This is a genomic window from Streptococcus mitis, assembly GCF_003942995.1.
Lineage (GTDB): Bacteria > Bacillota > Bacilli > Lactobacillales > Streptococcaceae > Streptococcus > Streptococcus mitis_CV.
The window spans coordinates 10,839-31,736 of record NZ_RJOH01000017.1 but is presented as its reverse complement, the minus strand read 5'-3'; the positions used below and the strand labels follow the sequence as shown (position 1 = coordinate 31,736).

At 40.9% G+C, this 20,898-nt stretch carries 16 protein-coding genes and 2 pseudogenes; 15 read left to right on the top strand and 3 right to left on the bottom strand.

The annotated features are described in order from the left end of the window. Window positions 1–37: 37 nt before the first annotated feature. The 11 genes and pseudogenes from D8836_RS08870 to D8836_RS08820 all read left to right on the top strand — a co-directional run bounded on the left by D8836_RS08870 (window position 38) and on the right by D8836_RS08820 (window position 10,181). On the top strand, window positions 38–349 hold the full coding sequence (locus D8836_RS08870; RefSeq protein ID WP_125393774.1) for a hypothetical protein: 312 nt from the start codon (window positions 38–40) through the stop codon (window positions 347–349). 3 nt (window positions 350–352) lie between these two features. Beyond that, a pseudogene (locus tag D8836_RS08865) lies at window positions 353–1,068 on the top strand (alpha/beta hydrolase). Window position 1,069: 1 nt separating this feature from the next. Next, window positions 1,070–1,183: pseudogene (locus tag D8836_RS08860) on the top strand (type II toxin-antitoxin system death-on-curing family toxin); the annotation flags it as partial. A gap of 559 nt (window positions 1,184–1,742) precedes the next feature. Then, a complete protein-coding gene (locus D8836_RS08855; RefSeq protein WP_125393773.1) occupies window positions 1,743–3,203 on the top strand; it encodes an aminotransferase class I/II-fold pyridoxal phosphate-dependent enzyme in 1,461 nt (486 codons plus the stop codon). Then, on the top strand, window positions 3,204–4,064 hold the full coding sequence (speE, locus tag D8836_RS08850) for a polyamine aminopropyltransferase (RefSeq protein ID WP_000366710.1): 861 nt from the start codon (window positions 3,204–3,206) through the stop codon (window positions 4,062–4,064). It abuts the gene before it with no gap. Continuing rightward, window positions 4,061–5,320: a saccharopine dehydrogenase family protein gene (locus D8836_RS08845; RefSeq protein WP_125393772.1), complete on the top strand. Its 1,260-nt coding sequence runs from the start codon at window positions 4,061–4,063 to the stop codon at window positions 5,318–5,320. The genes speE and D8836_RS08845 overlap by 4 nt, the downstream gene beginning before the upstream one ends. After that, on the top strand, window positions 5,320–6,447 hold the full coding sequence (gene nspC, locus D8836_RS08840) for a carboxynorspermidine decarboxylase (protein WP_125393771.1): 1,128 nt from the start codon (window positions 5,320–5,322) through the stop codon (window positions 6,445–6,447). The genes D8836_RS08845 and nspC overlap by 1 nt, the downstream gene beginning before the upstream one ends. Next, window positions 6,444–7,529 carry an agmatine deiminase gene (gene aguA, locus D8836_RS08835; RefSeq protein ID WP_125393770.1) on the top strand — a complete coding sequence of 362 codons (1,086 nt, stop codon included), beginning with the start codon at window positions 6,444–6,446 and terminating at the stop codon, window positions 7,527–7,529. Before nspC ends, aguA begins: the two co-directional genes overlap by 4 nt. A 9-nt stretch (window positions 7,530–7,538) precedes the next feature. Beyond that, entirely contained in the window at window positions 7,539–8,414 is an 876-nt protein-coding gene (gene aguB, locus D8836_RS08830) for an N-carbamoylputrescine amidase (RefSeq protein ID WP_125393769.1), read from the top strand. Between the two features lie 190 nt (window positions 8,415–8,604). Beyond that, window positions 8,605–9,306 (top strand): response regulator transcription factor, encoded by a 702-nt coding sequence (locus tag D8836_RS08825; RefSeq protein ID WP_125393768.1) that lies wholly within the window; start codon window positions 8,605–8,607, stop codon window positions 9,304–9,306. Beyond that, a complete protein-coding gene (locus tag D8836_RS08820; RefSeq protein WP_125393767.1) occupies window positions 9,303–10,181 on the top strand; it encodes a sensor histidine kinase in 879 nt (292 codons plus the stop codon). Before D8836_RS08825 ends, D8836_RS08820 begins: the two co-directional genes overlap by 4 nt. Before the next feature lie 40 nt (window positions 10,182–10,221). Here the strand turns inward: D8836_RS08820 and D8836_RS08815 are convergent, their stop codons facing one another. From D8836_RS08815 to D8836_RS08805, 3 genes are all read right to left on the bottom strand, one after another. Beyond that, entirely contained in the window at window positions 10,222–10,974 is a 753-nt protein-coding gene (locus D8836_RS08815) for an ABC transporter permease (RefSeq protein ID WP_125393766.1), read from the bottom strand. A gap of 10 nt (window positions 10,975–10,984) precedes the next feature. After that, complete coding sequence (locus D8836_RS08810) at window positions 10,985–11,893, bottom strand: ATP-binding cassette domain-containing protein (protein ID WP_125393765.1); 909 nt, start codon at window positions 11,891–11,893, stop codon at window positions 10,985–10,987. 141 nt (window positions 11,894–12,034) lie between these two features. Next, complete coding sequence (locus tag D8836_RS08805) at window positions 12,035–12,844, bottom strand: Cof-type HAD-IIB family hydrolase (RefSeq protein WP_125393764.1); 810 nt, start codon at window positions 12,842–12,844, stop codon at window positions 12,035–12,037. 146 nt (window positions 12,845–12,990) lie between these two features. Between D8836_RS08805 and D8836_RS08800 the strand changes: the two genes are divergently transcribed. The 4 genes from D8836_RS08800 to addA all read left to right on the top strand — a co-directional run bounded on the left by D8836_RS08800 (window position 12,991) and on the right by addA (window position 20,893). Beyond that, window positions 12,991–13,452 (top strand): MarR family winged helix-turn-helix transcriptional regulator, encoded by a 462-nt coding sequence (locus D8836_RS08800; RefSeq protein ID WP_125393763.1) that lies wholly within the window; start codon window positions 12,991–12,993, stop codon window positions 13,450–13,452. Beyond that, window positions 13,445–13,864, top strand: coding sequence for an EVE domain-containing protein (locus D8836_RS08795; RefSeq protein ID WP_125393762.1), 420 nt, complete (start codon window positions 13,445–13,447; stop codon window positions 13,862–13,864). Before D8836_RS08800 ends, D8836_RS08795 begins: the two co-directional genes overlap by 8 nt. 106 nt (window positions 13,865–13,970) lie before the next feature. After that, the gene (gene rexB, locus D8836_RS08790; RefSeq protein WP_125393761.1) at window positions 13,971–17,246 is read left to right on the top strand and encodes an ATP-dependent nuclease subunit B; all 3,276 of its coding nucleotides are present in this window, start codon (window positions 13,971–13,973) and stop codon (window positions 17,244–17,246) included. Continuing rightward, a complete protein-coding gene (addA, locus tag D8836_RS08785; protein ID WP_125393760.1) occupies window positions 17,243–20,893 on the top strand; it encodes a helicase-exonuclease AddAB subunit AddA in 3,651 nt (1,216 codons plus the stop codon). The genes rexB and addA overlap by 4 nt, the downstream gene beginning before the upstream one ends. The last annotated feature ends 5 nt before the right edge of the window (window positions 20,894–20,898 follow it).

Here is a 20,898-nt window from a genome sequence, read left to right as displayed (position 1 = left end):
TATAATTTAACTTAAAGAAAATAGGAGAATTAATCAGATGGAATTAAAAGATTTTACAGAAAAAGAACAGGAAATGATTAAGAATGGGCTAACTACTTCTAAGATTAGTGACAAGGAAACTGCTAAAAAAATTCTTGCTCTAGTACCACAAGAATTGATTAAGCGAATCCCATTTTTCGTCAGAAAGCATGCTACGACACGTACTATTAAACGCATTTCAATTGAACACCCTGAACTCTACGCTGTAGCTCAAACAAGTGGTGAAATACCAGAAAAAGAACGCGAAGAATTGCGTCAAATTATCACGACTATCTTTGAACAAAAGATGAATAAGCATAGTATTAAGTAGAGAATGAAAAAATATTTTATTGGCGGTTTGGGAAGCAATGTCTATCATAGCAAGGATTTTTTTCAAGAACTAAATTCGCAGATTTATTTTCTAAATCCATATGAAAAGCATCTTCAAGATGAAACAGAGTTGAAATCATGGTTTAAAAATGAGATTGTAGAGGAAGAATCTATATGTCTGATAGGTCATTCTCTTGGAGGAGATTTGGCGCGTTATCTTGCATCAGAATTTTATGAAGTGACAAAACTGATTCTTTTGGATGGTGGCTATCTAGATTAGATAAGATTTTACCTTTAGATACAGAGTTAGAGGAAACTAAAAACTATATTGAATCTCAAGTCGTTTCGGACTTAGATGTTCTTATTTCTAAAGAAAAATCTGAAGCAAAGCATTGGTCAGAAAATATGGAGAAAGCTGTAAGACAGTCCTATCACTGGAATGCGAAGTATAATAGATATGAGTTGGCTATAAATTATGAAAATATAGAAGCGATCCTCCGCCTACGGAGGAAAATACAAGCTTTTAAAAGAGAAGTGGGAGATACCTTGTTTATCAGTCCTTGCTATTCTAATGAAGCTACATGGAGAGAGGAAGCCTTAAAAGAATTGCCAGATTATTTTGATACTATTTTTCTAGAGAACTTTGGCCATGAGCTTTATACTGAAGCACCTAGAGAAGTCGCTAGTCTGATTAATGAGTGGCTCGCTTATTCTCAATGAGCTACTTGTATTGCTTGAAAAAAAGCATGTTTTTGCCAATGCTAATAAACGAACTGCTTTATTCGTTTTGGTGAAATTTATACAATTAAATGGCTATCGTTTTTCTGTTACCATTAATCGTTAAGATACATTTAAAAGAACTAGTGGACTAGTTCTTTTTATATCCGCTTTCACATTATACAACCTATACAAATCTATATAAAATATTATTTTTCCGAACAAAAATAGATATTTTTTCAAAAAAGTACTTTACAGAGTGTTAGAAGTATGTTATATTAATAAAGCTTAGAAAATGGGATGATGTTTTCTAGCAAATATAAACCCGAGTAAAAAATGCCTACGGACAGGCAGGGTTGAATGCCGAAGCGTGGTTGAAAAGCCACATTATTGATAGGGTTAAAAGCCTACTTTTATAAGTTGATGTTAGGACACTTGTCCTAATTCATAAATTTTTAGTGTGGTGAAAGCACACGTCATCTTGTGAAACGATCAATAAAGTACGTAATATTTGCTACTAGAGAGTTAGGAAACATCGGGAACAGACATACTCAACAGAAACAAACATAAAAACGTCAGAAGATTGCAGAGCAGGTGAAATCCTGCTCTTTTTTCATGAGTCAACCTTTAGTTCCTTAGTTTTCATAAGGTCCTAAAAATATTGAAAGGAGTATGTCTTGAAAGAGTTAGATCAAAACCAAGCCCCAATTTATGAGGCCTTGGTGAAGTTACGCAAGAAACGGATTGTTCCCTTTGATGTTCCAGGTCACAAGCGTGGACGGGGAAATCCAGAACTTGTTGAACTACTAGGAGAAAAATGTGTTGGCATTGATGTCAATTCGATGAAACCCTTGGATAATCTTGGTCACCCCATTTCGATTATTCGGGATGCAGAGGAGCTGGCTGCAGATGCTTTTGGAGCTAGCCATGCTTTTCTCATGATTGGTGGAACAACTTCATCGGTGCAGACTATGATTCTGTCAACCTGCAAGGCTGGAGATAAGATTATTCTGCCACGTAATGTCCACAAATCTGCTATCAATGCGCTGGTTCTATGTGGTGCCATTCCCATCTATATCGAGATGAGTGTAGATCCTAAGATTGGTATCGCTTTAGGTCTTGAAAATGACCGAGTAGCCAAAGCCATAAAGGACCATCCAGATAGCAAGGCCATTTTGATTAACAATCCTACTTATTACGGAATCTGTTCAGACCTAAGGGGATTGACAAAAATGGCTCATGAAGCTGGTATGATGGTTTTGGTAGATGAGGCCCACGGAGCGCACCTACATTTTACTGATAAACTTCCAATTTCTGCTATGGATGCAGGTGCTGATATGGCAGCAGTTTCCATGCATAAGTCTGGTGGGAGTTTGACACAAAGCTCGCTTCTTTTAATCGGAGAGCAGATGAATCCTGAATACGTTCGTCAGATCATCAACCTGACCCAGTCAACATCTGCCTCTTACTTGTTGATGGCTAGTTTAGATATTTCACGTCGCAACTTGGCCCTTCGTGGTAAAGAGTCGTTTGAGAAGGTCATTGAGCTATCCGAGTACGCCCGACGTGAAATTAATGCTATCGGTGGCTACTATGCCTACTCAAAAGAGTTAATAGATGGTGTGTCAGTATGTGATTTTGATGTAACCAAGCTGTCAGTTTACACTCAGGGTATTGGCTTAACAGGTATCGAGGTTTACGACCTCCTACGAGACGAATACGACATTCAGATTGAGTTTGGTGATATTGGCAATATCTTGGCCTATATTTCGATTGGTGACCGTATCCAAGACATCGAGCGCTTGGTTGGTGCTCTGGCTGATATCAAGAGACTCTATTCACGAGATGGGAAGGACTTGATAGCAGGAGGATATATTCAGCCCGAGTTGGTGTTATCTCCTCAGGAAGCCTTCTATTCAGAGAGAAAAAGTTTGTTTTTAGACGAATCTGTTGGACAGGTCTGTGGGGAATTTGTCATGTGCTATCCTCCAGGGATTCCTATCTTGGCTCCTGGAGAACGCATTACACAAGAAATTGTCGATTATATCCAATTTGCCAAGGAACGTGGTTGTTCCCTCCAAGGGACGGAAGATCCTGAGGTCAATCACATCAACGTCATTAAGAGAAAGGAGAACTAGATGGATTTATGGTTTTCTGAAGTTCATACTCCAGATGTGAAATTGTCCCTGAGAACAGCCAAGCAACTCTACGCTGGTAAAAGCGAATGGCAGGATATCGAAGTCTTGGATACGCCAGCTTTTGGGAAAATATTGATTTTAAATGGGCATGTTTTGTTTTCAGATGCGGATGATTTTGTCTACAATGAAATGACTGTCCACGTTCCCATGGCTGTCCACCCAAATCCCAAGAAAGTTTTGGTTATTGGGGGTGGCGACGGTGGTGTTGCCCAAGTATTAACACTCTATCCTGAGCTGGAACAAATCGATATTGTGGAGCCAGATGAGATGTTGGTTGAGGTCTGTCGTGAGTATTTCCCAGACTTTGCTGCAGGGCTAGATGATCCTCGTGTTACCATTTACTACCAAAATGGGCTACGCTTTTTGCGAAACTGCGAAGATGATTATGATATCATTATCAACGATGCGACAGATCCATTTGGACATACGGAGGGACTCTTTACCAAGGAATTCTACGGCAACAGTTATCGTGCTCTTAAAGAAGACGGAATCATGATTTACCAGCATGGGAGTCCCTTCTTTGACGAGGATGAGTCAGCTTGCCGAAGCATGCATCGCAAGGTCAATCAAGCCTTTCCAATCAGTCGGGTCTATCAGGCCCACATCCCAACTAGCCCTGCTGGTTATTGGTTGTTTGGATTTGCATCGAAAAAATACCACCCTATCAAAGATTTTGACAAGGAAGGCTGGAAAAAACGCCAGCTTTTCACAGAATACTACACTGCAAACTTACACGTGGGAGCCTTTATGTTGCCCAAATATGTTGAGGACATTTTAGAAGAAGAGGAAGGAAAAAAATGAGTCGTTTATTAGTTATTGGATGTGGGGGCGTTGCCCAAGTTGCTATTTCAAAGATTTGTCAAGATAGCGAAACCTTTACAGAAATTATGATCGCTAGCCGTACCAAGTCAAAATGCGATGACTTGAAGGATAAATTAGAAGGTAAAACAAGTACAAAAATTGAGACAGCTGCTCTTGATGCTGACAAGGTTGAAGAAGTGATTGCCCTGATTGAAAGCTACAAGCCAGAAGCTGTTTTGAACGTAGCTTTACCATATCAAGATTTAACCATTATGGATGCTTGTTTGGCTACAGGTGTTCACTATATCGACACAGCTAACTACGAGGCAGAGGATACAGAAGACCCTGAATGGCGTGCCATTTATGAAAAACGTTGTAAGGAACTTGGTTTTACTGCTTACTTTGACTACTCATGGCAATGGGCTTATCAGGAAAAATTCAAAGAAGCTGGCTTGACAGCTCTGCTTGGTTCTGGTTTTGACCCAGGTGTAACCAGCGTTTTTTCAGCTTACGCTCTTAAACATTATTTTGACGAAATCCACTATATCGACATTTTAGACTGTAATGGTGGTGACCACGGTTATCCATTTGCAACAAACTTCAACCCAGAAATCAACCTGCGCGAGGTTTCTGCGCCAGGTTCTTACTGGGAAGATGGAAAATGGGTCGAAGTCGAAGCTATGTCTATCAAGCGTGAGTATGATTTCCCTCAAGTTGGACAAAAAGACATGTATCTTCTTCACCATGAAGAAATCGAATCATTGGCCAAAAACATTCCTGGAGTCAAACGCATTCGTTTCTTTATGACTTTTGGTCAATCATACTTGACGCACATGAAATGTTTGGAAAATGTCGGTCTCCTTCGTACGGATACCATGAACTTTAACGGCCAAGAAATTGTTCCAATCCAATTTTTGAAAGCCTTGCTTCCAGATCCTGCTAGCCTTGGCCCACGTACTGTAGGTAAAACCAATATCGGCTGTATCTTTACAGGTGTCAAAGACGGTGTTGAAAAGACCATCTATATCTACAATGTTTGTGACCATCAGGAATGTTACGCAGAAGTTGGTTCACAAGCTATTTCTTACACAACAGGAGTTCCAGCCATGATTGGGACAAAATTGGTTATGAACGGAACTTGGAAACAAGCTGGAGTGTATAATCTTGAAGAATTGGATCCAGATCCATTTATGGAAGCTTTGAATGAGTATGGTTTGCCTTGGGTTGTGGTTGAAAATCCACAAATGGTGGACTAATGAATTTAGAACAAGTACCCACACCAGCTTATGTTGTTGACTTGGCCAAGTTAGAAGCCAACTGCCACATTCTACAATATGTTCAAGAAGAGGCTGGTTGCAAGGTTTTGCTTGCCCAGAAGGCCTATTCCCTCTACAAAACCTATCCCTTGATTAGCCAATATCTATCTGGTACAACTGCAAGTGGTCTCTACGAGGCTAAATTAGCAAAGGAAGAATTTCCTGGTGAAGTCCATGTCTTTGCGCCAGCTTTCAAGGATGCGGACTTGGAGGAATTGCTTGAGATAACAGACCATATCGTCTTTAACTCAGAGAGACAGTTGCGTAAACATGGGGCCCGTTGTCGGGAGGCTGGTGTCAGTGTTGGTTTGCGCCTCAACCCTAAGTGTTCAACTCAAGATGACCACGCGCTCTATGACCCTTGTGCACCTGGCTCCCGTTTTGGAGTAACTTCAGACAAGATACCGAGTGATTTGCTGGATTTGGTGGATGGTCTTCATTTTCACACCCTTTGCGAGCAGGGAGCAGATGATTTACAGACAACTTTGAAAGCTGTAGAAGAACAATTTGGTTCTTATTTACATGAAGTCAAATGGCTCAATATGGGGGGCGGACATCACATCACAAGAGAGGACTATGATGTAGATTTGCTGATTTCTGAAATCAAGCGTATCCGAGAAACTTACAATCTTGAAATCTATATCGAGCCGGGTGAAGCCATTGCGCTCAATGCGGGTTATTTAGCAACTGAGGTATTAGATATTGTAGAAAACGGTATGGAAATCTTGGTTTTAGATGCCTCTGCGACCTGCCATATGCCTGATGTACTTGAGATGCCCTATCGTCCACCTTTGAGAAATGGCTTTGAGGCACAGGAAAAAGCCCATACCTACAGACTTTCTTCTAATACCTGTTTGACGGGCGATGTAATTGGTGATTATAGTTTTGAAAATCCAGTCCAAATCGGTGATAGACTTTATTTTGAAGACATGGCTATTTACTCATTTGTTAAAAATAACACCTTTAATGGTATTGGATTGCCAAGTCTCTATCTCATGGACGATCAGGGTGACTGTAGCTTAGTCAAAGCCTTCGGCTATCAAGATTTTAAAGGGAGATTATCATGATGGACAGTCCCCAAAAATTAGGCTATCGCATGCCGGCAGAGTACGAACCCCATCATGGTACCCTCATGATATGGCCGACTCGACCAGGATCATGGCCTTTTCAAGGTAAAGCTGCTAAAAGAGCTTTCAGCCAGATTATTAAGACCATAGCAGAAGGAGAAAGAGTCTATCTTTTGGTGGACCAAGACTACTTAGCTGAAGCCCAAGACTACCTTGGAGATAGCGTTATTTATCTAGACATTCCCACCAATGATGCCTGGGCTCGTGATACAGGTCCGACCATTCTTGTCAATGATAAAGGCCAGAAATTAGCCATGGATTGGTCTTTCAATGCCTGGGGTGGTGCTGTTGATGGTCTTTATCAAGATTATGAAGATGATGACCAAGTAGCCAGTCGTTTTGCTGAGTCCTTGGAAATGCCTGTTTATGATGCCAAACCTTTTGTCCTAGAAGGCGGAGCGATACATAGCGATGGTCAAGGAACCATTATCGTAACTGAAAGTTGCCTTCTCAGTCTTGGTCGCAATCCTCATCTGACTAAAGAGGAAATCGAGAGTACCTTATTAGAGTACCTTGGAGCTGAAAAAGTCATTTGGCTTCCTTATGGTATTTATCAGGACGAAACCAATGAACACGTTGACAATGTTGCTGCCTTTGTTGGTCCTGCTGAGCTTGTTTTGGCTTGGACAGACGACAAAAGCGATCCTCAATATGCCATGTCAGCAGCTGATTTAGCGCTTTTAGAAAAGGAAACAGATGCAAAAGGTCGTCACTTCACCATTCATAAACTTCCAATTCCAGCCCTTCATCAAGTTGTAACCAAAGAGGATTTGCCAGGCTACATCTATGAAGAAGGAGAAGAAGAGCGATACGCAGGTGAACGACTAGCAGCTTCCTACGTAAACTTTTATATCGCCAACAAGGCTGTCCTTGTTCCCCAGTTTCAAGATAAAAACGATCAAGTGGCCTTAGATATCCTCAGTAAGTGTTTCCCAGACCGTAAAGTTGTCGGAATTCCAGCCAGAGATATTCTATTAGGTGGTGGCAATATCCACTGTATCACCCAACAAATCCCAGAATAGGAGAAAAAGATGAGAAATGTAAGAGTTGCAGCTATTCAGATGAAATGCGCTAAGGATGTGGCAACAAATATTCAAACAGCAGAGCGTTTAGTACGTCAGGCTGCAGAACAAGGCGCACAAATTATTCTTTTACCCGAATTGTTTGAACGTCCATACTTTTGTCAGGAACGTCAGTATGACTACTACCAGCATGCCCAGTCGGTGACAAACAATACAGCTATTCAGCATTTTAAAGTTCTTGCTAAAGAACTACAAATTGTTCTACCGATTAGTTTCTATGAAAAAGATGGCAATGTCTTGTATAATTCTATTGCAGTTATTGACGCTGATGGGGAAGTGCTGGGTGTTTATCGAAAGACCCACATACCAGATGATCATTATTATCAAGAAAAGTTTTATTTCACACCCGGTAACACAGGTTTCAAGGTCTGGGATACTCGCTATGCTAAGATTGGGATCGGTATCTGTTGGGATCAATGGTTCCCTGAAACAGCGCGCTGTCTTGCGTTAAATGGTGCTGAATTGCTCTTTTATCCTACAGCCATCGGTTCAGAGCCGATTTTGGATACAGATAGTTGTGGTCATTGGCAACGTACCATGCAAGGACACGCAGCAGCAAATATTGTTCCAGTCATCGCAGCCAATCGCTATGGTTTGGAAGAAGTCACTCCTAGTGAGGAAAATGGTGGACAGAGTTCCAGTCTTGACTTCTACGGTTCATCCTTTATGACGGATGAAACAGGGGCTATTCTAGAACGAGCTGAAAGACAAGCTGAAGCTGTTCTGTTAGCTACTTATGATCTAGACAAGGGAGCAATCGAACGCCTAAACTGGGGCTTGTTTCGAGATAGAAGACCCGAAATGTATCAACGCATTACGGACTAGTAGGGGAGAAATGAGAGATTCATTCTGCTAGACTCGTTTTCACTAGCAACTATAGGGATACTAGGTCATCTAGGAAGTGAACTTTATATTTTAACCCTCTAAGGCTTTCTCGCGCTTTAATGCGAGGAGCTTTTCTATTTAAGCTTTATCAATAAAACATGCTATAATAGTTGCAGAAAGGTTGGTATTTATGGCTAGAATATTGGTTATTGAAGACAATAGTGACATTCAAGAAATTTTGCGAACACTTCTTACTGAGGAGCATGAGGTAATTCAAGCCTTTTCTGGTACAGAAGGAATCATGCATTTTGACCAAGGTGGGATTGACCTCGTTTTGCTAGACATCATGCTTCCTGGGAAAAATGGGGATCAGGTTTTAAAAGCTATCAGGGAACAAAGTCAAACTCCAGTCATTATGCTAACGGCTTTGAGCGATAAAAAACTTATCAGCCAATACCTTTTAGACGGTGCCAATGATTACATAGTCAAACCTTTTGATTTGGACGAAGTCTTTGCTAGAGTTACTGTTCAACTACGCCAAAGTGCAGAAAAACAGCCTGTGAAAATAGTAAAAACTGAAAATCTATCACAAAACTTAAAAAATATCCAGTTTGATGCAGAAAGTTTTGAAATCAAAAATAGTCAGGAAACGATTCGTCTTGCCAAGAAAGAATGCTTAATTCTCCAAACTCTCCTTAAACACCCTAAGAAAATTTTTACAAAAGAAGAACTTTATGAATTGGTCTGGGAGGAGAGCTATCTACCCGGAGATAATACCCTCAATACGCATTTGAGTAATCTTCGTAAAAAATTAAACCAGCTTGACCCAAATCAAGAATATATTGAAACCATCTGGGGAGTTGGGGTAAGATTAAAAGGAGACAAGCAATGACCTACATGATAATTTTTGTTCTACTGGTACTCCTAATTATTTTATCGATTGTATTAATTCGCTACCATCTAGCACTTAAAAACTTGAGTCAACAGATTGAAGACAAGATTCTCACGGGTAGTATGAAAAGAGTCGGAGTCAGCATTTTTTCCAAACATTTTTTACATCTCTACCAGCAGATTGAGAATCTATTTCAGGAAGTAGAGCAATCTCGATTGGTTATGAAAAGGGAAAAGCAGACTCTGGATATGGCCATCAGTAATATCGCCCATGATATTCGGACACCTTTGACTATCGCTTCAGGATACACCCAACAATTGATAAAGTCTCCTGAAAACAAAGGAGAAACCTTACAAAAAGTAGCCCAGCATCTTGATTTAGTTTCCAAACGTTTGGAGGCTCTCCTAGAATACCGTCGGTTGATGGAAGGAGCTGTTAAACCGAAACTGGAAGAAGTGGATCTTTCCACTTTTATCACCAAAAAGACTTTGGCTTATTATGATGTTTTTCAGGCGGCAAATATCACGCTTGATTTTGAGGTTGAAGCTGGTCTGAAAATGAGGACTGATGAAGACTTACAGGATCGAATTTTACAAAATCTGCTTGGAAATGTCCTCAAACATGGCAAGGAAGAAGCACGTCTATCTTTGAGAAAGGAAAAGGAACAGCTTTTCTTAGAGATTGCAAACCTTGTTAAACAGCCCATCAAAAGAATAGAAAATCTCAGCAACCGTTTTTATTCTGAAAATCTATCAGACACGGAAGAATCCTCTGGTTTAGGCCTTTATATCACTGAGGAATTATGTCATCTTCTAGGTGCAGAGATGAAACTAAGCACAGATGGGCAGTGGTTGTCGGTTTTCATTTACTTTTAACGAAAGAAACCTCCTCTGTAGGTTAGAGGAGGTCGTTTTATTATAGACTTTTCTTTTTGAAAACTGCCAGTCCACTTAGATTAAAGATTACAATCACAGCTAAGGTAACTATAAGGGTATAGAAAATGGATTCACTATTAGCAGTCATAGCATAAAAAAACTGCAATGATAAATATGGCAAAATTTTGATACTTGGGAAGATGAGCATTGGCATAGAAAGTAAGATAGAGCTGACCAAATAGCCAATAAATACTGCAAGATAAGAATGACTAACATAGAGGATGAAGGAAACAATGGAAAGCCAAGCAAGGAGGCAAAGGAATTGAAGGGAAATGGTTATCAGTAGATTGCCGATAAAGCCATCAGGCATAGTGCCAAATCCATTTAAGATAGTTGCTGGAATAAAGGCAATAACAAGGCTGATGATAAGTTGCAATAGTGCAATACAAGCCACTACAAAGGCTTTAGCAAGGAAAAACTCTGTACGAGAAACACCTACTGTCAAACTATTTTTATAGAGCTTTCCGATTAAATCAACACCTAAAACTAGGCAAGTTAGAATAACACAGAGAAAAACGAGGTTTGAACCTTGACTAGATGCGTTAATCAGGGCTTGTACACCGTCCCAACCATGGGTTGGAATTTCTGGCTCCTCTGTCTGGATTGCCATCAGATGGCCAGTAGCTCCAATACTTGCGCCCATTAGCATGAGAGAAAAGAGAATGAACTCTGTAATCCAAAAACCTTTGGAACGGAAAAGACGGTAAAAGTCTGCTTGAATGGTATGTATCATGATTTTCCTCCTATTGGACCAATTGAGTGAAGTATTCTTCTAGGTTTTGACGTGCGTAGTAAATCTCGTCAATGGCAACATCTGCTAAGGTTAATTCCTTAAGAATCTGTTTGACATCTCGTTCCTGACCAAAGATATGAATTTCATTTTCTGGATTAACAACCTTGAACTGGAGCTGGATTTGTTCTTTCAATACTTGACAAGCTTTCACTTTATCAGCTGTCTTAAGCACAATATAATCCTCACTTAGTGTTTCAAATTCAGCTTTGCTGATTTCACGGATAATCTTGCCTTGATCTAAAATACCAAAACGATTAGCTACGAGGTAGAGTTCTGACAAGATATGGCTAGAGATGAGAATGGTTATCCCTTGTTCTTGATTGAGGCGTTGAATCATTAGTCGAAATTCTTTGATACCGATTGGGTCGAGACCATTGATAGGTTCATCTAAGATTAGGAAATCTGGTTTGGATAGGAGGGCAATGGCAATACCAAGTCTTTGTTTCATTCCTAGCGAGAAATCACGAAAGACTTTTTTACCTGTATCTGGCAAACCTACATAGTCCAGCGTTTCTCGAATGACTTGATCAGCATTTGGAATATGACGAATCATACAGTAATATTTCAGATTTTGATAGGCTGTTAAGTGATTATGAGCTACAGGTGATTCGATAACAGAACCTACTCGAGATAGAGCCTTGGTCCACTCATTTTCCGATTGACTAGAAAAGAGGGAAACAGTCCCTTTATCCGCAAACAGTAGTTGCGTAATAATTTTTATTAAGGTGGTTTTCCCAGCTCCGTTCTTTCCGATAAGTCCATAAATATCTCCCTCTCTTATCGTTAAATGAAGATCCTGAAGAATAGCTTGTTTGTCAAAGTTTTTGGACAATCCATGAATGTCAAGTACTGTTTTCATGATTCTCTCCTTTTGATTGATTTTGATAATTTTAGTATAAAGCATAGGAATCAAAGAAAGCTCAAGCATTTCTAAAGAGTTTCTAAAGTTTTAGGAATTCTTAAATATCAAAACCCAGTTTATATGAACTGGGCTTCTTGATTATAAAATATATTTCTCAATGGCACGCGCGACGCCGTCTTCTTCGTTGCTTGCTGTAACATCATCAGCTAGGGATTTGACATAATCGCTGGCATTTCCCATTGCAATGCCAAGCCCTGCAAACTGAAGCATTTCGATATCGTTATTGGCATCGCCCATGGCCATAATTTCTGAGGAATCAATCTTCAGAATCTCTGCCAGTCGTGAAAGAGCAGTAGCCTTTGTCGTTCCAAGTGGCATAGCTTCATAAATGACAGGCTGCGAACGAACTCCACTAAAACGTTGGCAAAGCTCTTCAGCAAAACGCTCTTCAAAATCATCTGTTTGCTCTTTTGTTCCCAAAAACATCCCTTGGAACATCCGGTACTTGCCACTAGTCGCTTCCTCAAGGGAAATTTCAGTTAGGTCTGAAAAAACAAGTTTGGCATCATTTTCAATGATTTCATTAGGCTTGCCACCGAGGACAAAATAATGTTCTTCATCAAAAAGAGTTAGCTGGACGTCGCTTTTTTCAGCTAGGTCATAAAGGTATTCAATGTCAGCTGGACTGAGTTCTTGCCAGTCAACTAGACTCCAGTCACTGGTCTGGTGGGTTGAGCAACCATTATTGACAATGACATACTCATTCTGGAGGTCAAGTCCTAGTTGTTTATAGTAGGGGAGGACACCGAAAAGCGGGCGACCTGTACAGAGAACCAGTTTGACACCTTTTTTAATGGCTTGGTGAATGGCAGTAATGTGGGCTTGAGGGATTTCCTTGGCTTCATTAAGGAGGGTTCCGTCCATATCCAAGGCTAGTAGTTTAATCATAAGACTTCCTTTTCTAGGTGTTTTGCTTTTATTATAGCATATAGACTATAAAATGTCTGACAGAATTGTAACATTTGACTTTCCTTTTCTTGAAAAACAAAGTAAATTCTTATATAATATGTATACTTAATATTTAAGGAGAAATAATGACAAAGTATCAATTTAATTCAATTTACAAAAATGATGAAACAGAGTCTACAGGTCTTCTGTTCATCAAAGTTTACAACAAGTGGGAAAGCAACTTAAAAAGAGTCTTGAAATCAGTTGGTCTCACTTTGCCTCAATTTATCGTTTTAACCTCGCTCTTGTTTTTGTCTAATAGAGAGGAATATGTAACGCAAGTTGATATCGCTCGGTTCACCGGAATGGATGTCATGACGGTTTCCCAGATTGTTAGACTACTGGAGAAGAAGGACTACATTAGACGTGATCAACATCCAAAGGATAGTCGGGCAAAACTGGTCTCAGTGACGAAGTCTGGCGCAGAGAAGGTCAATCAAGCTTTACCCTTAGTAGAAGGCGTTGATGAAGAATTTTTTGAAAAACTATCTAACGATAGAGAATGTTTTAATCGCATGTTAGTAGAGTTGGAGGATAAAAATGCCTAGATATTGGGTCGGAGTTGTTTCAAAGAACCATGTTTTAAGAGGTGTTGAGGGAAATTTTTGTCAGGTTTGTCATGGAAAGGGCGGTCCCTTAAATCGTATGAAAAAAGGTGACTATCTTTTATACTATAGTCCAAAATACGATATGAATGGTCAAGATAAGTTACAGGCTTTTGTGGCCGTAGGTAAAATTATAGATGACAAAGCCTATCAAGTAGAGCAATTTGAAGGATTCTTTCCCTTTAGACGAAATGTCGAGTATTATCTACCAGTCCAAGATTGTTCCATAGAAATAGCCAGACAACATCCTGAATGGAGAGACTATACTTCTCGACTTCGTTATGGACATTTTGAAGTTTCCAAAGACTTTTTCCTCCTTATTTTTCAACATATGAAAGTGGATGATGAAGTATGATTGATTTGCTAGTTAAATGATTGTCAACTAGAATTTTGGATTTGGACTGTGAAGCGAACTTTGCTATAATAGAGTAAGAAACTTTGATAAAGCAAACGAGGCTGAGATGAAATTACTTTATACTGATATTCGGACTTCTTTGACAGAAATCTTGACCATAGAGGCAGAAGAGCTTGTTGCTGCTGGCAAGCGTGTCTTCTACATTGCTCCCAACTCTCTTTCTTTTGAGAAGGAACGTGCCGTGCTGGAATGCTTGTCCCAGCAGACTTCTTTTGCGATTACCGTCACGCGCTTTGCTCAAATGGCTCGTTACTTGGTTTTAAATGATTTGCCAGCTAAGACGAGTCTTGATGATATTGGTCTTGGGATGGCCTTTTACAAATGCCTTGCTGAACTTGATCCCAAAGACTTACGAGTATACGGCGCCATCAAGCAGGATCCTCAATTTATCCAGCAGTTGATTGATCTTTACCACGAGATGACCAAGGCTCAGATGAGTTTTTTGGACTTGGAGAGTTTGACGGATGAGGACAAGAGGGCCGATTTACTCTTGATTTTTGAGAAAGTAACAGCCTATCTTAACCAAGGGCAGTTAGCTCAAGGAAGTCAGTTGTCTCATTTGATTGAGGCTATTGAGAATAACAAAGTTAGTAGTGATTTTAGTCAAATCGCCTTGATTATTGATGGATTTACTCGTTTTTCTGCTGAGGAAGAGCGAATTGTGGACCTACTTCATGGCAAGGGTGTTAAGATTGTTATTGGGGCCTATGCTAGTAAGAAAGCCTATACCAGCCCATTCGCTGAGGGCAATCTATACCAAGCCAGTGTGGACTTTCTCCATCATCTGACCTCTAAATACCAAACACCTGCTCAGGATTATTCTCAAACTCATGAGAAGATGGATAGTTTTGATAAGGCCTCTCGTTTGCTGGAGTCTTCTTATGACTTTTCAGAATTAACATTGAATGTCGATGAGAAGGACCGTGACAACTTACAAATCTGGTCTTGCTTGACGCAAAAGGAGGAGTTGGAGCTAGTAGCCCGTAGCATTCGTCAGAAATTACACGAGAACTCAAATCTGAGTTACAAGCATTTTCGTATTCTCTTGGGGGATGTGGCTTCTTATCAGTTATCTCTTAAAACCATTTTTGACCAGTACCAGATTCCTTTCTATCTTGGTAGAAGCGAATCCATGGCGCATCATCCCTTGACACAGTTTGTCGAGTCTATCTTGGCTTTAAAACGCTACCGTTTTCGTCAGGAGGATTTGATTAACCTTCTCAGAACAGGTTTGTACACCGACCTTAGTCAGGCTGATATTGATGCTTTTGAGCAATATATCCGCTATCTTGGTATCAATGGCTTGCCAGCCTTTCAGCAAGCCTTCACCAAATCCCACCACGGAAAATTTGATTTAGGACGTTTAAATGCTCTTCGTCTGCGTGTTTTAACACCTCTCGAGACTCTCTTTGCCAGTCGAAAACAGAAGGCTGAAAATCTCTTGCAAAAGTGGAATTCTTTTCTAAAAGAAGGAGCTGTGACCAAGCAGTTACAAGATTTGACAGCCACTATGGAAGCTGTAGAGCAGGAAAGACAAGCCGAAGTTTGGAAGGTTTTCTGTCATGTTTTAGAACAATTTGCGACTGTTTTTGCTGGTTCGCAAGTTAATCTAGAGGACTTTCTAGCCTTGCTCCATTCTGGAATGAGTTTGTCCCAATACCGTACCATTCCAGCAACAGTGGACACTGTTCTGGTGCAGAGTTACGATTTGATTGCTCCTCTGACAGCTGACTTTGTCTATGCCATTGGTATGACCCAGGACAATTTACCAAAAATCGCGCAAAATACCAGTCTTTTAACAGATGAAGAAAGACAGAGACTAAACCAAGCGACAGAAGAAGGGGCACAATTGCTGATTGCTAGCAGTGAAAATCTCAAGAAAAATCGCTATACTATGCTTTCCTTAGTCAATTCTGCTCGTAAGCAGTTGATTTTGTCGGCTCCAAGCCTTTTTAACGAAAGTGAAAGCAAGGAATCAGCCTATCTTCAAGAGATAGTCCATTTTGGTTTTAGTCGGAGAGAGAAGAGGATGAATCACAAAGGGCTGTCTAAGGAGGATATGGGGTCCTATCACAGTCTTTTGTCTAGCCTAGTTGCCTATCACCAGCAGGGTGAGACGAGTGATACTGAGCAAGATTTGACCTTTGTCAAGGTTCTGGCGCGTGTGATGGGTAAAAAACTAGACCAGCAAGGTTTGGAAAATCCAGCCCTCCCAACCAGTCCAAGCAGTAAGCGGTTGGCTAAGGACACCTTACAGGCTCTCTATCCTGCTGATCAGGAGTTTTACCTGTCTACATCTGGTTTGACGGAGTTTTACCGGAACCAATACAGTTATTTCCTCCGCTACGTGTTAGGCTTGCAGGAGGAATTGCGTCTGCGTCCAGATGCTCGTAGTCATGGGAATTTCTTACACCGCATTTTTGAACGCGCCTTGCAGTTGCCTGACGAAGATTCCTTTGACAAACGTCTAGAACAAGCTATCCACGAAACCAGTCAGGAACGCGAATTTGAAGCTATTTATCAAGAAAGTTTAGAAGCCCAATTTACCAAGGAAGTTTTGCTTGATGTGGCACGGATGACCGGACATATTCTCCGACACAATCCAGCCATCGAAACCATTAAAGAAGAGGCAAGTTTTGGTGGGAAAGAGCAAGGCTTTATTCAATTGGACAATGGTCGCAGTGTCTTTGTACGAGGTAAGGTTGACCGGATTGACCGATTAAAAGCTGATGGAGCGATTGGAGTGGTAGACTACAAATCCAGTCTGACTCAGTTCCAGTTTCCTCATTTCTTTAATGGGCTCAATTCCCAATTGCCAACCTACCTTGCTGCTCTAAAAAGAGAAGGGGAGCAGAACTTTTTCGGTGCCATGTACTTGGAAATGGCTGAGCCTGTCCAATCTTTATTAGCTGTTAAAAGTCTGGCAGGAGCAGTAGTAGAAGCCAGCAGATCAATGAAATACCAAGGGCTCTTTTTAGAAAAAGAAAGCAGTCATTTGGGCGAATTTTACAACAAAAACAAGGCTAATCAGCTGACAGATGAGGAATTCCAGCTTCTACTTGACTACAATGCCCATCTTTACAAGAAAGCAGCTGAGAAAATTTTAGCAGGCCAATTCGCCATCAACCCTTATACTGAAAATGGCAGAAGCATTGCCCCATACGTCCAGCAACATCAAGCCATTACTGGTTTTGAAGCCAATTACCATTTGGGTCAAGCCCGTTTCCTAGAGAAGTTAGACTTGGCTGAAGGCAAACGTCTTGTCGGAGAAAAACTCAAGCAAGCTTGGTTTGAAAAAATAAGAGAGGAGTTGAATCGATGAAGCCTATTCCCTTTTTAACTGAGGAGGAAATTCAAAAACTGCAAAATGCAGAAGCAAATTCGAGCAAAGAACAAAAGAAAACTGCCGAGCAAATCGAAGCTATCTACACTTCTGGTCAGAATATCCTGGTTTCAGCATCGGCTGGTTCTGGTAAAACCTTTGTCATGGCCGAGCGCATTCTGGATCAGTTAGCGCGTGGTGTCGAAATTTCTCAACTCTTTATCTCAACCTTTACCGTCAAGGCTGCGACTGAGCTTAAGGAACGTTTGGAGAAAAAAATCAGCCAACAAATCCAAGAGACGGATGGTGTCGAGCTCAAACAACACTTAGGCCGCCAGTTGGCAGACCTACCCAACGCTGCTATCGGAACTATGGACTCTTTCACACAAAAATTCCTTGGCAAACATGGTTATCTAATTGATATTGCGCCTAATTTCCGTATTTTACAAAACCAAAGTGAGCAACTCCTTCTAAAAAACGAAGTCTTCCATGAGGTCTTTGAAGCCCATTACCAAGGTAAGCAGAAAGAGAAGTTTAGTCATTTGCTGAAAAATTTTGCAGGGCGTGGCAAGGACGAACGGGGTCTGCGCCAGCAAGTCTACAAAATTTATGACTTCCTCCAATCCACCAGCAATCCTCAGAAATGGCTGAGCGAGTCTTTCCTCAAAGGCTTTGAAAAAGCTGATTTTACCAGTGAAAAAGAAAAACTGACTGAGCAGATCAAACAAGCCATTTGGGATTTGGAAAGCTTTTTCCGTTATCATCTGGATAATGATGCCAAGGAGTTTCCAAAGGCTGCTTATCTAGAAAATGTTCAGTTGATTCTAGACGAAATTAGCTCCTTAAATCAAGAGTCCGATAGTCAGGCTTATCAAGCAGTGCTTGCGCGTGTTGTCGCAATTTCGAAAGAGAAAAATGGTCGGGCTCTGACAAATGCCAGTCGTAAGGCTGATTTGAAGCCACTGGTCGATGCCTACAACGAAGAGAGAAAGGCAAAGTTTGCTAAACTAGGACAACTGTCAGACCAGATAACCATTCTCGACTATCAAGAACGTTATCATGGAGATACCTGGGAGCTAGCTATAACCTTCCAGTCTTTCATGAGTGATTTTGTAGAAGCTTATCGTCAGAGAAAACGACAGGAAAATGCCTTTGAATTCGCTGATATCAGCCATTACACCATTGAGATTTTAGAGAAATTCCCGCAAGTTCGTGAAGCTTATCAGGAACGTTTCCACGAAGTCATGGTCGATGAGTATCAGGATACCAACCACATTCAAGAACGAATGCTGGAATTACTTTCTAATGGACACAATCGTTTTATGGTGGGAGATATCAAGCAGTCCATCTACCGTTTCCGTCAGGCAGACCCGCAGATTTTCAATGAAAAATTTCAACGCTATGCGCAAAATCCACACGAAGGCAAGTTGATTTTGCTCAAGGAAAATTTTCGTAGTAGTTCAGAAGTGCTGTCAGCAACCAATGATGTTTTTGAACGTCTCATGGACCAAGAGGTCGGCGAAATCAACTATGATAACATGCACCAGCTTGTTTTTGCTAATAGCAAACTGACTCCTAATACTGAGAACAAGGCTGAATTTCTCCTCTACGACAAGGACGACACAGGTGAGGAAGAAGAGAGCCAAGCTGACACTAAACTGACTGGTGAAATGCGCCTGGTCATCAAGGAAATCCTTAAACTTCATCAGAAAAAAAGTATTGCCTTTAAAGAAATTGCCCTTCTGACCTCCAGTCGCAGTCGTAATGACCAGATTCTTCTCGCCCTGTCTGAGTATGGAATTCCTGTCAAAACCGACGGAGAGCAAAACAATTATCTCCAATCCCTAGAAGTGCAAGTCATGCTAGATACCCTTCGTGTCATTCACAATCCCCTGCAAGACTATGCCTTGGTTGCCCTTATGAAGTCTCCAATGTTTGGATTTGACGAAGACGAGTTAGCACGCTTGTCCCTTCAGAAAGCAGAGGATAAAGTCCAAGAAAATCTCTATGAGAAACTGGTCAATGCACAAAAAATGGCAAGTAGTCAAAAAGGCTTGATTCACACGGCTCTAGCTGAGAAACTAAAGCAATTCATGGATATCTTAGCTTCTTGGCGCTTGTATGCCAAAACCCACTCCCTATATGACCTGATTTGGAAGATTTATAACGACCGTTTTTATTATGATTATGTTGGAGCTTTGCCAAATGGTCCTGCTAGACAGACCAATCTCTATGCCCTAGCTTTGAGAGCAGATCAATTTGAAAAGAGCAATTTCAAAGGCTTGTCACGTTTTATTAGCATGATTGACAATATCCTAGAATCCCAGCACGATTTGGCAAGCGTGGCCGTCGCACCGCCAAAAGATGCAGTAGAGCTCATGACCATTCACAAGAGTAAAGGGCTAGAGTTTCCTTACGTCTTTATTCTCAATATGGATCAAGATTTCAACAAGCAAGACACCATGTCAGAAGTCATTCTCAGTCGTAAAAATGGACTAGGTGTCAAGTATATTGCCAAGATAGATACAGGAGCAGTGGAAGCCCACTACCCTAGAACCATCAAACTCTCTATTCCTAGCCTGACCTATAGGCAAAATGAGGAAGAACTGCAGCTGGCAAGCTACTCAGAGCAGATGCGCCTTCTTTATGTTGCCATGACACGGGCTGAGAAAAAGCTCTATCTTGTCGGTAAGGGGTCTCGTGAAAAGCTGGAAGCCAAGGAATACCCAGCAGCTAAAAATGGAAAACTAAATAGCAACACTAGACTTCAAGCCAAGAATTTCCAAGATTGGATTTGGGCTATCAGTAAAGTGTTTGCAAAGGATCATCTCAACTTTAGCTATCGTTTTGTTGGAGAAGATCAGTTGACCAGAGAAGCTATCGGAGAGTTGGAAAACAAGAGCCCTCTCCAAGATAGCTCTCAAGCAGATAACCGTCAGTCAGAAACCATCAAAGAAGCCCTTGAAATGCTGAAAGAAGTAGAAGTATATAATACTCTTCACCGCGCAGCTATTGAACTTCCTAGTGTTCAAACCCCAAGTCAAATCAAGAAATTCTACGAACCAGTTATGGATATGGAAGGTGTCGAGATTGCAGGTCAAGGCCAGTCAGTAGACAAGAAAATCAACTTTGATTTGCCAGATTTTTCAACCAAAGGAAAGGTAACAGGAGCTGAGATTGGTAGTGCTACCCACGAACTCATGCAGAGAATCGACCTCAGTCAGCAACCAACACTTGCTAGCCTGACAGAAACTCTCAAACAAGTTCAAACCAGCCAAGCTGTCAGGGAAAAAATTAATCTTGCCAAAATTCTTACATTCTTTGACACAGCACTTGGTCAGGAAATTCTCGCTAATACCAACCATCTCTATCGTGAGCAACCTTTCTCCATGCTCAAACGAGACCAAAAGAGTCAGGAAGACTTCGTTGTCCGTGGTATCCTTGATGGATATCTGCTTTATGAGGACAGAATTATTCTGTTCGACTATAAGACAGACCGCTATGATGATCCAAGTCAACTCATAAACCGCTATCGTGGTCAGTTAGCCCTATACGGAGAGGCTTTATCTCGAGCCTATTCGATTGAAAATATTGAAAAATACTTGATTTTACTCGGTAAAGACGAGGTTCAAGTTGTAAAAGTATAATCTAG